Annotated in this window: 15 protein-coding genes; 4 read left to right on the top strand and 11 right to left on the bottom strand. The window is 42.3% G+C overall.

The annotated features are described in order from the left end of the window. Nucleotides 1–28: 28 nt before the first annotated feature. From H6G45_RS14655 to H6G45_RS14695, 9 genes are all read right to left on the bottom strand, one after another. Complete coding sequence (locus H6G45_RS14655; RefSeq protein ID WP_347338274.1) at nt 29–1,816, bottom strand: alpha-amylase family glycosyl hydrolase; 1,788 nt, start codon at nt 1,814–1,816, stop codon at nt 29–31. Nucleotides 1,817–1,905: 89 nt separating this feature from the next. Further along, nucleotides 1,906–2,169, bottom strand: coding sequence for a hypothetical protein (locus H6G45_RS14660; RefSeq protein WP_190599148.1), 264 nt, complete (start codon nt 2,167–2,169; stop codon nt 1,906–1,908). 52 nt (nt 2,170–2,221) lie between these two features. Beyond that, nucleotides 2,222–2,377 (bottom strand): lmo0937 family membrane protein, encoded by a 156-nt coding sequence (locus H6G45_RS14665; RefSeq protein ID WP_190599149.1) that lies wholly within the window; start codon nt 2,375–2,377, stop codon nt 2,222–2,224. A gap of 283 nt (nt 2,378–2,660) precedes the next feature. Next, nucleotides 2,661–3,140 (bottom strand): CsbD family protein, encoded by a 480-nt coding sequence (locus H6G45_RS14670; RefSeq protein WP_190599150.1) that lies wholly within the window; start codon nt 3,138–3,140, stop codon nt 2,661–2,663. Between the two features lie 75 nt (nt 3,141–3,215). Then, nucleotides 3,216–3,851, bottom strand: coding sequence for a signal transduction histidine kinase (STHK), LytS (locus tag H6G45_RS14675; protein WP_199309792.1), 636 nt, complete (start codon nt 3,849–3,851; stop codon nt 3,216–3,218). Between the two features lie 146 nt (nt 3,852–3,997). Next, nucleotides 3,998–4,180: a CsbD family protein gene (locus H6G45_RS14680; RefSeq protein ID WP_190599151.1), complete on the bottom strand. Its 183-nt coding sequence runs from the start codon at nt 4,178–4,180 to the stop codon at nt 3,998–4,000. 304 nt (nt 4,181–4,484) lie between these two features. Further along, a complete protein-coding gene (locus tag H6G45_RS14685) occupies nt 4,485–5,399 on the bottom strand; it encodes a BON domain-containing protein (RefSeq protein WP_190599152.1) in 915 nt (304 codons plus the stop codon). A 128-nt stretch (nt 5,400–5,527) separates the two neighbouring features. Next, entirely contained in the window at nt 5,528–7,846 is a 2,319-nt protein-coding gene (locus tag H6G45_RS14690) for an NACHT domain-containing NTPase (RefSeq protein ID WP_190599153.1), read from the bottom strand. Nucleotides 7,847–8,386: 540 nt separating this feature from the next. Further along, nucleotides 8,387–9,082: a DUF4230 domain-containing protein gene (locus H6G45_RS14695; RefSeq protein WP_190599154.1), complete on the bottom strand. Its 696-nt coding sequence runs from the start codon at nt 9,080–9,082 to the stop codon at nt 8,387–8,389. A 154-nt stretch (nt 9,083–9,236) separates the two neighbouring features. Between H6G45_RS14695 and H6G45_RS19885 the strand changes: the two genes are divergently transcribed. The 4 genes from H6G45_RS19885 to H6G45_RS14710 all read left to right on the top strand — a co-directional run bounded on the left by H6G45_RS19885 (nt 9,237) and on the right by H6G45_RS14710 (nt 11,938). After that, nucleotides 9,237–9,359: a hypothetical protein gene (locus H6G45_RS19885; protein ID WP_277922728.1), complete on the top strand. Its 123-nt coding sequence runs from the start codon at nt 9,237–9,239 to the stop codon at nt 9,357–9,359. Between the two features lie 142 nt (nt 9,360–9,501). Then, nucleotides 9,502–11,208 (top strand): circadian clock protein KaiC, encoded by a 1,707-nt coding sequence (gene kaiC, locus H6G45_RS14700; RefSeq protein ID WP_190599155.1) that lies wholly within the window; start codon nt 9,502–9,504, stop codon nt 11,206–11,208. A gap of 20 nt (nt 11,209–11,228) precedes the next feature. Beyond that, nucleotides 11,229–11,546, top strand: coding sequence for a circadian clock KaiB family protein (locus H6G45_RS14705; protein ID WP_190599156.1), 318 nt, complete (start codon nt 11,229–11,231; stop codon nt 11,544–11,546). Between the two features lie 26 nt (nt 11,547–11,572). Further along, nucleotides 11,573–11,938 (top strand): circadian clock KaiB family protein, encoded by a 366-nt coding sequence (locus H6G45_RS14710; RefSeq protein WP_190599157.1) that lies wholly within the window; start codon nt 11,573–11,575, stop codon nt 11,936–11,938. A 77-nt stretch (nt 11,939–12,015) separates the two neighbouring features. On the opposite strand, the gene lepA is transcribed toward H6G45_RS14710, so the two are convergent. Next, nucleotides 12,016–13,827, bottom strand: a complete 1,812-nt coding sequence (lepA, locus tag H6G45_RS14715) for a translation elongation factor 4 (protein WP_190599158.1) — start codon at nt 13,825–13,827, stop codon at nt 12,016–12,018. A gap of 83 nt (nt 13,828–13,910) precedes the next feature. Next, a complete protein-coding gene (locus H6G45_RS14720) occupies nt 13,911–14,606 on the bottom strand; it encodes a Uma2 family endonuclease (RefSeq protein WP_347338275.1) in 696 nt (231 codons plus the stop codon).

A 14,606-nucleotide genomic window follows, 5' to 3' on the forward strand; every position in this document is an offset into this window, starting at 1 on the left:
AGAAATTAATAAATAGACTAGCTAAAATTTACCTGGAAAAAATCAGAACACTATAGGGGCCAATGGAAACCAAACCATGCCAAGGAAAATTGTCATATCCTCCAGATTCAGCCCTGGTGTCAGTACTGGGAAAATTGCCAAAAATATTGCTATAGCCCTGCCAATCACTGTTAAAACGTAACGCCCAAAATCCCTCCGCCGGCAAGCCCAATATATAGTTATAACGGGGTTCATTGGCAAAATTGGCCACCACTACCACATCATCCTTTTCTCCCCCTTGTTCCCAACGGTGAAAGGCAATCATTTTTTGGTTTTCATTGAGATGAAAAACCTGGGTAAATTGCCCAGATAATCCCCTACTAAAACCATCTAAATTACGCCGTAAACGAATTAAATCTCGGTAGAGTCTTACAATGCCAAAAAATTCATGCCGCTGTTCCCAATCCACCGGCACGGTGTCCCGGAACCAACCCGATTCTAAAAATTCTTGGCCCTGGAATAACATCGGAATACCAGGGGCAGTGAAAATCATCGCAGCCGCTAGGGTAGAACGCTTTTGGGCATACCAATCTTTGGGATTATTCGGGCTAATTTCCTGGGGAACCCGGGCTTGGCCATTGGCAACTTCATCGTGGGATTCACTGTAAATGACTCGATCAAAAGCATCATCGTTATAGCGGTAGGTAATGGCATCACCAACTGCATGTAATGAACGTTGCTCATCCACCGTAGTAATTACCGCCCTTCGAATGGGGTGAACAAACATGGGATCCCATTGACAACCAAATCCCGCTCCCCCTGCACCAATATCCTTAGTTACCCATTTATTATTCTGTAGGTCTTCTGCAATAGTAATTTTGCCGGGAAAACGTTGGCTAATTTCTAAATTAATCCGCTGTAAAAGACTCCAACCATCGGGTAAATTACGATCTTCAAAACCATTAACGGTGCGAATGAATTGGGTACAATCAAAACGAAAACCGTCAATGTGATATTCTCCTAACCACATCAAAATATTATCGACAATATATTGCCGCACTTCCTCTCGGCCATAATCCGGTCTGGTTTCGCCCCAGGGAGTATGAGAACGATCATCGTTGTAGAAATAAATACCTCCCCGATCGCCTTCTGACCAACCATCAAACTGCCAAAGATCAAGATCACTGGGGCCGAAATGATTGTAAACCACATCTAAAATAACCGCGATGCCATGGCCATGGGCTTGCTTAATAAATTGTTTAAAAGCCAAAGGGCCACCATAGGCTTTTTCCACAGAAAAAATATGGGCGGGATTATAACCCCAAGACCTTTCCCCAGCAAATTCCCCAATGGGCATCACTTGAATAGCATTAATACCCAATTTTTTTAAGTAAGACAGTCGGGCAGAAATAGAAGAAAATTTTCCAGAGGTATCGTCATTATTTTGATCATTAAAGGTGCCGACGTGCAATTCATAAATTATCAATTCATTCCAGGGAGCTATGGCAAAATCATCCCCCTGCCAATCAAAACTAGGATCATGGACAACGGCATTGCCAACGGAATGGGTTACTTCCCTGGCATAGGGGTCAATGCGTTCGATTTGTTTCCCGGGCGTTGCAATTAGGTATTTATATTCAGCGCCTGCTTGAAGTTGGGGAATGTCCAAATACCAAAATCCGTTTGATTCCGGTGCCATGGGACTTGCATCCCCATTCCAATTGTTAAAGGATCCAATTACAGAAACTCGATCTGCATTGGGAGCCCAGACCCGAAAAGCAACACCATTGGGATGTAAAATTGATCCCATTCCCTTAATTTTTATGTTGGTTATCATGACAATCTACCCATAATTGATCACTCAATCATTAACTGTAATATTCATAATTAAGTCATCAATATATTGCTTAAGAAATTAGGCGAATTTCAACTAACACTAGAGACAATCCATAGCAGACTAAACAATACGGCGATCGCCCCTAGCCCCAAGAGTATTAATCGTTCACGGCTTTGTTTAACTCCGGTAACAGGGGGTTCCACAGAGTAATTATTAAGAACACCGGCCTCATCTTGAACATAGCCAGAACCTAAATCAGACTCAACAGGTACCTCCAAGGGTACTCCAGAGGGAATTAGTTCACTGCCATTACTGTGGTGAGTAACTTGGGGAATTTTACTAGGAAAAGACATGTTAAAAGCTCCAAAAACTATTGATCAAAAATAAACACGAAAAAAATTATTATTAGCCAATACGACCTCTCAAAAATAAATTATAAATAATGCCAATTAAAACCAACACTAGGAGGAGGTGAATTAAACTCCCTCCAATATTAATAGAGAAACCTAATATCCAAAGAATAAAAAGGATAACAACAGCAGTCCACACAAGGTCAAACATATTTACCTCCAAGAATAATTAATTAAAGTAAAATTTGTCGTATTTGCGGAGCAAGGCATTATATGTAGTTTCCCGCTTATAACCAACAAATATATCAAAAGTCAATTTCTTTTCAATTAAGATTTTACGGTATCTTTGAGAAGAAAATGTCATAAAGATTAAACCAAAAATTAAAATTATTTGTCAAAATACTTCAATCAATATCGGTATTATTAGATGTAATATAGATCGAAGTATTATTGTCTAATCAAGATATTTCCTAGACCAAGAGTTTGTCAGCTATTTAGCGAAAGACATCTTTTATATCCTCAGCTAAATTGCGAGCTTGACTTTCTGCTTGTTTGGCTTTACCCATCATTTTATCCTGGGTATTATCGGTTATATTGCCTTTCATTTCCTGGGCTTTACCCTCAAGATTTTTGGCAACGGCTTTGGCTCGTCCTTTCAATTCTGTGCTGTCTTTAACATCTTCGGCGGCATTCATCGCTTGGCTTTGCACTTGTTTGGCTTTACCCATCATTTGATTTTTAGGATCGCCGGTAAGATTACCGATCGCCTCTTGGGCTTTGCCTTCCACATCTTTAGACATAGCATCAATGCGATTCATGATGGCAATTTGGGGTTGGGGAGAATGAATTAATTGGTTAATGGGCATGGTGGCCCAGGACTTTTCAGCACCAAAACTAAAAGTGACAATAATTAACAAAATTGCAGTCAAGCTTAACCGATAAAAAAAGCGATGGATTTGTTGCAAGGAAATCATAAAAAACTCCAAAATGATGTTTAGATAATTAATCAGGTCTGAAAAATTGATGGGTTTTAGCTAAGATTAATGAGCTTAACTATTGGTAATGGAACGATCCGCCGCAGGACTACTGGTAGTAGTAGTGGAAACTGTCGTCACTGTACGATTGGGGGTGTTGTAAACATACCAACCATTGATGCCGTGTTTATCAAGAATTGATTCAGCAAAAGTAATGTCAGAATTGGTGCCTTCCACCATGATTAAATAGTTCCCTAGGCTAATTTGATCACTATAAATTTTTGCCCGATCTTCAGGAATGCCAACCCCCACTAAGGCTCCCACTAATCCCCCCGTAATGCTGCCCAACACTCCCCCAGAAACCATGCCGGCGATCGCCATTGCGGAAGTGCCTGCCAGTATAAGTGGACCTACACCAGGGATAATCAGTCCCCCCAAACCTACTAATAAGCCGGCAAATCCCCCCACCGTCACTCCGGCGATCGCCCCGTCTACTGCTTTTTCCCCCGCTTGATTATTCTGGGATTCTAAATTACCGAGGCTAACTAAACGATTGCTGGTGTTGGCTCCGGCCATTTCAGTGCGTTGATGAATATCTAGACCAACCACGGAAACTAGATCCATAGCAAAGTTATTAAGCCTTAATTCCCTTAAAGCTGTTTCAGTGACTTCATAGTTAGGAAAAGTACCAACGGCATGTTGCTGTGACATAATTATTTCTCTTGAAATGTAGGGAAAATAATCATCAAGAAACCAACCTTACTCAGCTTCTCGATGATCTATCACACTTTTTTATGGCGTGTTTAACTGACGATCAATTTAGTACCAACTCAAAATTCAGAGGCTATAGCAAGTAGTTAATCAATTGCTTTTTTAACTGCATCTTTAGCATCTTCAACGGAGTGATCAATACTAGCTTCCACTTGTTTGGCTTTGCCTGCCGCTTGGTTTTGTGTATCTCCGGTTAGGTTACCAATGCCTTCTTGGACTTTACCTTCAATATTCTTAGCGGTGGCTTTGGCCTTATCTTTCAAACCCATAACGTACTCCTAAAATTAAGAAATGAAATGGAAACGGCCAGAAACTATTTTTGCTAAATTTAGCGAATAATTTCCGTCCCTGCTCCAACTGTAGAAAATGCCTGGTGGATTTTTGGGTGGATTTGTTTGAATACGATATAAATCTTTAAAAACAACAGACTCTTGGATTTACTCAACCACCATTAATCAAACAATTTGCCACTAACATAGCTCCCCCTGGTCATTTATGCCCCAAATCAGCAAAATCTCGGGAAACTTGAAACAGAATCCCCCCATACTGGCAAGAATAGGGAGAAACCGAAAGCTAATTGGAAGAAATTTTTAGGGTAACTTCTACATTAATTGTCTTAACACCTTCCATCGACCGCACCAAGGGCTGGATTTGCTCCAATTGCCCCGGAGTGGTTACCGTACCGCTTATTTTTACATTGCCTTGATTGACATCAACTAACAGTTGACTATTGGAAAATTGCTCATTAAGCTTCTGAACAATATCCTCCTTTAGTTGTACATCAGTTTTGTTTAGACTGGAGACAGTGTTAGGAATTGGGGTGTTAGGGGATAGCACCACTGGAGGCATGGAAGCCATTGGTTTCGGGACAATGGGTTTTACTTCGGAAGGAGAGGGCCGGGCTGGAGCTTCAACTGCTATGGTAGCTGGTTTTACTGGTTGAACTGTTTGAGTCACCTTGGGGATTACTTGAGGAGCGATGGTTGCGGCCGGTTGAGCTGCCTTAGATGGGGTTGTAATTGTTTGATTGAAATCCTGGGGTTCCAATTTAGCTGACTGAGCAGGAGTAATGTTGGTAACGGATTTTTCTACCAGCGTCGGAGACAAACTAGGTACGGGTTTAGTTTCATAAATAGGCATAGTCACCACCGTCATAGGGCTAGGACTATTTACTTGGAATAGATAGTAAGCCATGGTAGCAGTTATGCCAACAAGGCCGGCAATAATCAAGCCAACTAATAGATCCATGGAAATCTTCTTGTCTGCAACTTCCTGCTGTTTTAATTGCACACTTTGTTGGTGATGTTCCACCAAAGCTCCATCAACATAGCCGTTTTGATAGATTTTAGCTTGCTGATTAGGATCTTTAGCTTCTGTATAGATTTTTCCTAAGGAGTCTCGATATTCTATGCGAATAACTCCCTCAGCATCTTGGTATTCTCGCTGAACAACCCAGTTGGATCTGTCACTGTCTTTAGTATTAAACATTTCATTTATTTGTTAACCTTAATCGGACTAATTCAAGTATGGCAGTTGCTCGTATTAAATACCGTTCTTTGAAAGGTTTTATTTGATTGAATAGCAATTCTCATTCGTTTTTAAACTCCAAATAATTGTTAACTACCTCGCCATTCGCGATCTTCCAGTTCTTTTTGGGATAGCAACATGGTTGTCTCGATTTCTTGTCGAATTGCCGGTGTTACTTCAGATTTACTATTCAAGCAGTCAATTAATAGTTGGTTGGCTTCATAATATTTTGCCAAAATTATCTCCTGCTCTGAGCTAAAATTCCATTGGTGGTGAATATTACGGAAATTGGCGATCGCCTTTTTTAACTGAGCTAACCAGGCAATATAATGGTCTTCCCACCATTGATCTAGAGTTTCTCTACTGTTACTATCCGGTGGTATTTGTGCCCGTAACTGTTGTAAGGATTTGTAAAAACCAGCATCTAAAACCATTACTAAAATATTACCTAGAGCTAAATTGCAAACTTTGGTCTGGGCTAGTTCTTGATCGTTTTGGATCGTGCATTCTAGAAGTAAATTTTCCAATGCCGCATCTAAAAACATTCCCTGGTCTAAGGTACAAGCCAAAGCAAAATGGGCCGTAGCCTGGGGAGTTTTTGCCATGGCTAAATAAAATGCTCTTTTGGTAACAAGCTGGGTTTGATCGGAAATTTGTTGAGATTTTTGACTCCCCCACTGCAAAAAATCCTGCAGGTATGGATCCTCAGCGACCAAAGCGTCAATTTTTTGTTTCATTAACTGCACTAAGGAGTCCGCACTTCTTAACATGGCCATGGTCAACAAAAATACTTCCCGCCAATGGGCGTCTGTTACATGATTGACTAAACCTTCTAAGGATTTTTCTAATGCTCTCAGATTATAATCTGCCACAATTGTCCGAGCTGTTAAATATTCCTGAAAAGCTAAGTAAGAAAAAGAAAAGATCCCCCTACCCCGTTCGATTAACAAACCATGCTGAGCTTCGATTGCCTTTAAGATAGCCTCACTTTCAAACTGTAATTCCTCTGGTTCTAGATTTTCCCCTGGTAAATTTTGTAGATAATCACCAATATAATTCTCGATGACACTTTGTTCAAAAAAATATTGTTCTTGCTCAAAAGTAATATAGGCTAACTTACTTAGTAGTTTGATTTTTTGGGGCAATAAAAAGCCTCGATAAATGCTATCTCTAGCTACGCCCTTGGCTTCATCCCATTTACCCAAAAGTAAATCCAGTCCTTGTTTATAAAACTCTGTCCGCTTGATGGGAAATTTACCCTGATTTTGAAAAACCCAACAGGCTAAATGCAAAAATAAGGGAGTAACGACCAACTGTCGAAACTGCCAGTTTTCCGGTAGGTCTAACTTTTCGATGAATTGATTTGATTGATTTTTTCCCATCGACGAGGTTGTTTTCGTAAGGGCCACAAACCATTTTTGAGCAAAGGTTGTTATTTGTTCTTGGGTAAAGGGGGCAATTTCCACATCGGTAAAACCTTGTAACTGCAACTTTTGGGCAGCGGTACGACAGGAGACGACGAAACGATTTTTGTAGTATTGTTCGCAAAATTTACGAATTTCCTTTAAAACTTCATCAAGATCATTTTCCAATACTTCATCTAGACCATCAAGCAAAAGCAAAACTCTTCCTTCCTGTAATAGTTTTTTGAAGACTGAACTATTGTTGATTCCTTCTTTATGTAATTTATGTCCAATATAATAAGCTAAATTGAATTTATCTCGTTGCCTAGAATCCTCAGCAAATTCTTTTAAAAAAATAAAAATAGGCACTTGATGGGGAGCAAATTTTCCTTGATTGCATTGAATCGCCAAATGTTTTAAAAAAGTAGTTTTTCCGACTCCTGGACGACCCAATACCCTGAGCTTAGTATGGACCTTAACCGCTTCTATACCAGCAATTTGTTGTTGTTCCACATCTCCCAATCCTACTCGATTAAAGTTTCTGGGATCAAGATTTTCAAGATCGGCGATCGCCAAATACTGCTGACTAGTAATTTTTTTTAAAACATTAACGTCAATATAGATATCATTGATATTAACCGGGTGGCTAATATCCAAAAGTTGTAAAATGCCACATTGATTTTCAATGATTTCCCGCAATTGAGAACGGGTTTGTTCCGCTAAAATTTCGATCTCAACATTTATGGGAAAACTTTTTTCTCCTGGCCCTGGAAATTCCGCTGGTGGATTATCAGCAATTTCTCGCCAATCCAAATTTAAAATTGAGCAGATGTGCATAAAAACATGGCGATCAACTGGTTGTCCAGTGAAAAAACGCCAAATCGGTTGACGGGTTTTAAGATTAACTTCGGCGGCCAAATCTTCTTGGGTCCAACCCGTGATCGTGAAAGATCTCTTCGCCTGTTGAATTCCGGCAGGGGTAGCTTGGAGTGATCGTTTGACCATAAGTCAGAAAAATATAGTTAAAATAGAACCCTGGCAAATATTGAATTGAATACAGTCCAGCACGGTTGATCAGAAGAAGATCGAGGTAAAACAAACTCCCATTAAGTTCGTGAAACAAGCATTGTCACCCGCAGATATGTCTTATTTTTGATTCAATCAGCTATATAAACCTTAAAAACTTAATTAATTACTTGTAACCCCTTGCCAAAGAAGGATTTGGTCTAACCCACAAGCCGTTTTTTAAAAAGAATTTTGGACTCTAACATGCCCGCATTCTACAAATTAACCACGGAATCGCCCGTTCGTAATCGTACATAATCTAGAAAAAACTCTTGTTTGCTGACATTATCTACGATAATCTTGATTACTTTCCATTTCACCGTCTTTTTGTCCTTGCTCAGGATTAATTATTCTGGCCTTTTAAATGGTAAATTGGTAAACTTGACTTACTTGGGCAGAGCGAACACGGGAACGAAAAATAGACTCCTCTTTGACGTAGCTTTTCAGCGCCATGTTTTGAAAATCTTTGGACTTGATATTCTACGATGAAGTGGATGGGGCACAAATGCCGGGAATACTAGTTTTAATTTCTACTTCTGTGTAGCCTGTTCCCCTAAGTAGACTACCCACGGCAATTTCTGCTTGTTCATTGGCCCGGTCTAAAATGCCTTGGTCACAGGCGGCGGCGGTTATTTTAGCTAGGGTTTGTCGTTGGGCTAAACTTTGTAACTCCGGGGCGGTGTCGGGGCCTAGGTTCAAAAATCCCCGGTCGTATTGGTAGATGCGGGAGCGTTCCACGTCAATTTTTTGGTCAAGAATCTGCGGCGGTGGCAGGGTAATAATCAGCTTTTCGCCCCTTTGTTCAATGTTTTGTTCATTCAACTTTTCCAGATCGATGCCGGCCCGTACTTCTCCGTAGCCGATATAAAGCAAATCGGTGCGCCCCAAGGTGAAATTGCCCCATTGCCGTTCCTGGCTAGTGGGGACCACGGTTTCCATGGCAAAAATTGTGGTGGTTAATTGACTGACCGCCCGGATTTGTTGCACCACGAGGGTAGAAATTTCCGCTTTGGCCTCACCATTGTTAATGCGGAGCCAAGGGCTAATGGTACGCAATCCTTGGCCAATGCTCATAACGGCGATCGCCATGGTTAGAACTATGCCCCCAGCCCCTAGAAGGGGAAGCCGCTGAGAAATTTTTGGGGCTGGTTGCAAAGAAGATAGTTTTTCGGCCATGGTGCAAGGAATGTTTGAGGGAGGAATAACTTAATTGTAGTAGCTGGGGATCGCTATTTTAATGGATACTATTGCCGTGGCTGTATGGGACAATGGGAGCACCTCCATCGTCATCTATAAATCAAACAAGGGAGTGGGCTAAATTCCGCAATACTTGGCTAGGGTCTTACTGGTGTGGGAGTTAATCTTTGTTGGGCAGTTAACGGCGATCGGAGTAGCCATGCCCACGGCGCAGTCACTGCTCAACCTAGGCAGGTTAATTTTGGCAATACTCTGAGCACAAAATTACGACATAGATTTAAATACCATTGGTAATGCTTACGGGCAAATTTAATAATTTTTAAAAATTTAAGGATCAATTTTCGTTAGAATTATTCCTATTAATTTATCAATTAACTTTACTTGGCTCCATAAAAATTATGACAGATAGCAACCAGAGTCTCACTCTAATTAAATGTCCCACTGGCATCCAAGGTTTTGATGAAATTACCAACGGCGGCTTACCCCAGGGAAGACCAACCCTCATTTGTGGCTCCGCCGGCTGTGGTAAAACCCTGTTTGGAGTGGAATTTTTGGTGCGAGGAGCGATCGAATATGGAGAGCCAGGGGTTTTAGTCACTTTTGAAGAAAGTGCTAAAGAAATCACTCAAAACGTGGCTTCTTTGGGTTGGGATTTACAAGATTTAATTGCCAAAGAAAAGATTTTTATCGATCACATTTATGTTGAAGCCAGCGAAATTGAAGAAACGGGGGAATATGACCTAGAAGCTCTCTTTATTCGGTTGGGTTATGCCATTAACAAAATTGGTGCAAAACGGATCCTGTTAGATACAATTGAAGTCCTTTTTTCTGGTTTAGATAATGCCAATATTGTCCGGTCAGAATTACGACGTTTATTCCATTGGTTAAAGGAAAAAGGCGTTACTGCCATCATAACTGGTGAACGGGGCGACAAGAATTTAACCAGGCAGGGCTTGGAAGAGTATGTGTCTGATTGTGTTATCAAACTTGATCAAAAAACAGTGGAAGAAATTGCCACCAGAACCATTCAAGTTGTTAAATATCGAGGCTCACGCCATAGCAATAATGAGTATCCTTTTTTAATTGAAGAAAATGGCATTTCAGTGTTGCCCATCACCTCCCTGGTGCTCAATCACAGTGTTTCCCAAGAGCGAATTTCCACTGGCATTCCCCAGTTAGATGAAATGTTCGGCGGGCAAGGTTATTACCGGGGTAGTAGTATTTTAGCAACGGGAAGGGCCGGCACAGGCAAAACCACCCTAGCATCATTTTTTGCCCAAGCTACTTGCCTGAGGGGAGAACGGTGTTTGTATCTCGCGACGGAAGAATCTCCCCAACAAATTTGCCGTAATTTAAGATCTATCGGTTTAGATTTATCTCCTTATTTGGAAAGTGGATTACTGCAATTTGATGCTATTCGCCCCACTAATTATAATTTGGAAATGCGACTCTTTAAGATCCATAGTTGGGTTAGGGATTTTAAACCTAGTTTGGTAATTGTGGACCCCATGAGTAATTTGATTATGAGTGGAAGCTTAAATCAAACGAAAAACTTTTTTATGCGCTTAATTGATTACTTAAAAAGCCAACAAATTACCGTCTTTTTAACGGACCTGACCGGGGGCAATGTGGGCTATGATAATGAACAAACAGAGATTGGGGTGTCCTCTTTGATGGATACCTGGCTGGAGTTGCAAACTCTGAAGGTAAATGGAGAACGCAATCGCATTCTCTATATTTTGAAATCCAGGGGCATGACCCACTCTAACCAAGTGCGGGAATTCATTCTGAGCAGTGATGGAGTAGATTTAATTGAAGCTTACATTGGAGATGGGCAAGTTTTAACCGGCACCCAAAGAATTAATCAGATGTTACAAGAAGAGGCGATCGCCAAAAAACGACAACAAGTCCTAGAGCTGGAAAAACGCAATTTTGAGCGAAAAAAATATTTACTGCAGGCGGAAATTGATGCCCTGCAAATGAAATTAACTAGTCAAGATGAGGAACTAGAAGTACTAATGTTGGAAGAGGAGGAATTCAAGCAAACGATGTTAGCCAATCGCAATCTGATCCAAAAATCTCGTCACATTCACCAAAATCCCTGAGGACTAAGGAGCCGTCCACTATGACAAATTCAAACGATTCACTTGATAATCAAAACCCAGAGATTTGGCAACTGCGCCTTTACGTAGCGGGACAAACCTCCAAATCCCTCACTGCTTTTGCGAATTTAAAAAAGATTTGTGAGGAATATCTAAACGGCCAATATCAAATTGAAATCATCGATTTGACCCAAAACCCCGAGTTGGCGATCGAAGATAGTATTTTAGCCTTGCCTACTTTAGTGAGAAAGTTGCCCGAACCAATCAAAAAAATTATTGGTGATTTATCTAACACAGAAAAAGTACTAGTTGGGTTACAAATTTTATCCCCTATGGATTAGAAAATTTAGCATTTTAGGTTATCAAAATGACTGATCCAGAGGATTCAAAGCCCACAATCAAAGAAGTATTTGAGCAATTTGTTGCTGAATCTGAAGAACAGTATTATGTCCTGCGGCTTTACATTGCGGGAAATAAGTTCCAGTCCTTGAAAGCTTTACAAAACATAGAGAAAATCTGTGAAGAATATCTCCACGGCCGCCATGAAATAGAAGTGATTGATGTTTACCAACAAACGGAAGAGGTTGTCAAACACAATATTATTGTCGTTCCAACTTTAGTTAAGGAGAGACCTTTACCGACACGGAAGATAATTGGCAATTTATCAGATACCCAAAAAGTATTGATGGGTTTGGATATCATACCGAGGCCTCTTCCCGAAAAAAAGCGATGAGCGCCCCCTCAGAAAACCATTTAAATATTTCGATAACTAAGTATAAATTGTTCAGGAATTCAGCTAGTTACCTAAAACTATTGGGCATCCAGCTTCAACACCGCCATAAATGCTTCCTGGGGCACATCCACCGTCCCGATCGCCTTCATGCGTTTTTTCCCCTTGGCTTGTTTTTGCAACAGCTTTTTCTTACGGGAAATATCACCGCCATAGCACTTAGCCAATACGTCTTTACGCAGGGCGGGAATATGCTCACTGGCAATGACCTTGGCCCCGATCGCCGCTTGGATGGGTACTTTGAATTGATGACGGGGAATTAACTCCTTCAGCTTACTAACCATGGCCCGGCCAACGTAATAGGCCTTATCCCGGTGGACAATCATGGCCAGGGCGTCCACCCCATCACCGTTGACTAAAATATCCAATTTAACTAGGGGATTTTCCCGGTAGCCAATTAGTTGATACTCCATGCTGGCATAGCCCTTGGTGCGGGATTTAAGTTGATCAAAAAAGTCCGTCACCACTTCCGCCAGGGGCAACTCATAGATCAATGCAGTGCGGGTTTGGGTGAAAAATTTCATATCCTTGAATACCCCCCGCCGACTTTGACACAGTTCCATCAATGTCCCCACATAGGTTTCCGGGGTAATCATTTCCACCTTAATGAACGGTTCTTCCACCTTTAATCGCTTTTGAATGGGGGGCAATAGACTAGGGTTATCCACCTCAATCACTTCTTCCTCGGTGGTGGTGACCCGGTAAATTACCGACGGGGCAGTGGTGATCAAATCCAGGTTATATTCCCGCTCCAACCGCTCTTGGACAATTTCCATGTGGAGTAAACCCAAAAAGCCGCAACGGAAACCAAATCCCATGGCGCTGGAAGTTTCCGGTTCGTAGGACAGGGCCGCATCGTTGAGTTTTAACTTTTCCAACGCATCTTTTAAATCGGGATATTGATCCGCATCGATGGGGAATAACCCACAAAAAACCATGGGGTTGGCTTCGGTGTAACCTGGTAAGGCCTCCGCTGCTGGAGCATTCGCCATGGTAATGGTATCCCCAACCCTGGCATCGGCCACCGCTTTAATGGCCGCCGCAAAATAGCCTACTTCCCCAGCGTGTAATGCTTCCACCTGCACTTGGGTGGGAGACAAAACCCCCAACTCATCAATGACGTATTCCTTCCCGGAGGCCATAAGGCGCACCTTGTCCCCCTTCTTCACCTGGCCGTCCATCACCCGGAAATAAACCACTACCCCCCGGTAAGCGTCGTAATAACTGTCAAAAATTAAGGCCCGCAGGGGTTGGTCTACCGTATCGGCCGGGGGAGGAACCTGTTGGACGATCGCTTCGAGGATGTCGTTGACCCCAATACCGGCCTTGGCGGAAGCCTGGATGATGTCAGTGCAATCTAGCCCCACCACTTCTTCAATTTCCGCCGCTACCCGGTCTGGCTCCGCACTGGGCAAGTCAATTTTGTTGAGAACGGGAATAATTTCCAGGTTGTTATCCAATGCCAGGTAAACATTGGCTAAGGTTTGGGCTTCTACTCCCTGGGACGCATCCACCACCAGCAACGCCCCTTCACAGGCGGCCAGGGACCGGGATACTTCATAGGAAAAGTCCACATGGCCCGGGGTGTCGATCAGATTAAGCACGTAATCCTGGCCATCCTTCGCTTTGTAATTCATGCGGGCGGCTTGGAGCTTGATGGTAATGCCCCGCTCCCGTTCTAAATCCATATTGTCCAGGAACTGCTCCTTCATTTCCCGTTGTTGCACCGTATCTGTCACCTGCAACAGGCGATCGGCCAGGGTGGATTTACCGTGGTCAATGTGGGCAATGATCGAAAAATTGCGAATGCGGCTAACGGGGACGTCGGTCATGGGGGCAGGGCAATGGGAGTGTGATCAATTAAATCGCCTCCACATTGTAATCCTTTCCTCGGTTAGAATTGCGGACTCCCCCCTCAGTCATCCCCCAGGCGATCGGGGTCAATCCCCTGGGATATGAGGTAGTTAGCTAGGCGATCGGCCCTGCTTTTTTCCTGTTGAAGTAGTTGCTGGGCTGTTTCCGCCGCTTCCTGGGGAGTGGGCACCAAGGCTCCGTCAGGGAAAAAGTACCTTAATTGTCCATTTTTTATGCCCATAAAAAGTTCTAATTCCTCGCTCCAGCGTTGTCCTATCCCAGTCAGGGGAATTGGTTCATAGCGATGACCGACTAGGCGAAAGCCTTCAAATTCTAGGGTATCAGGGGAAAACCAGAAATATTCCGGAGTGCGAAAACGGTCTTGGTAAAGTTGCTTTTTTAGGCTACGGTCAGTTGAGGCAGTGCTGCTAGACAAAAGTTCAATGATTAGGTTTGGGTATTGACCGTCTTCCTCCCACACTACCCAGGAAGGACGGGGAGTTTTTTCAACCCCTTTAATTAAAAAGAAATCTGGACCACGAAAATCTCGATTTTTGAGCTGTTGACGGCTGAAATAAATGGTTAAGTTTGCCCCAATAAAGTAATCTTGGCGATCGCGCCACAGCCAATCTAAGCAAGCTACCAACAACATTAATTGGTCTGAATGTAGGGAGCTTTCCATTTCCGGCTCATCGCTTAGCAGTAATTTGGCATTAGGCATTTGTGCTTCAAATTGGGACGCAGTTTGGTACATAAT

The organism is Synechocystis sp. FACHB-383, from assembly GCF_014698605.1.
Lineage (GTDB): Bacteria > Cyanobacteriota > Cyanobacteriia > Cyanobacteriales > Microcystaceae > Synechocystis > Synechocystis salina.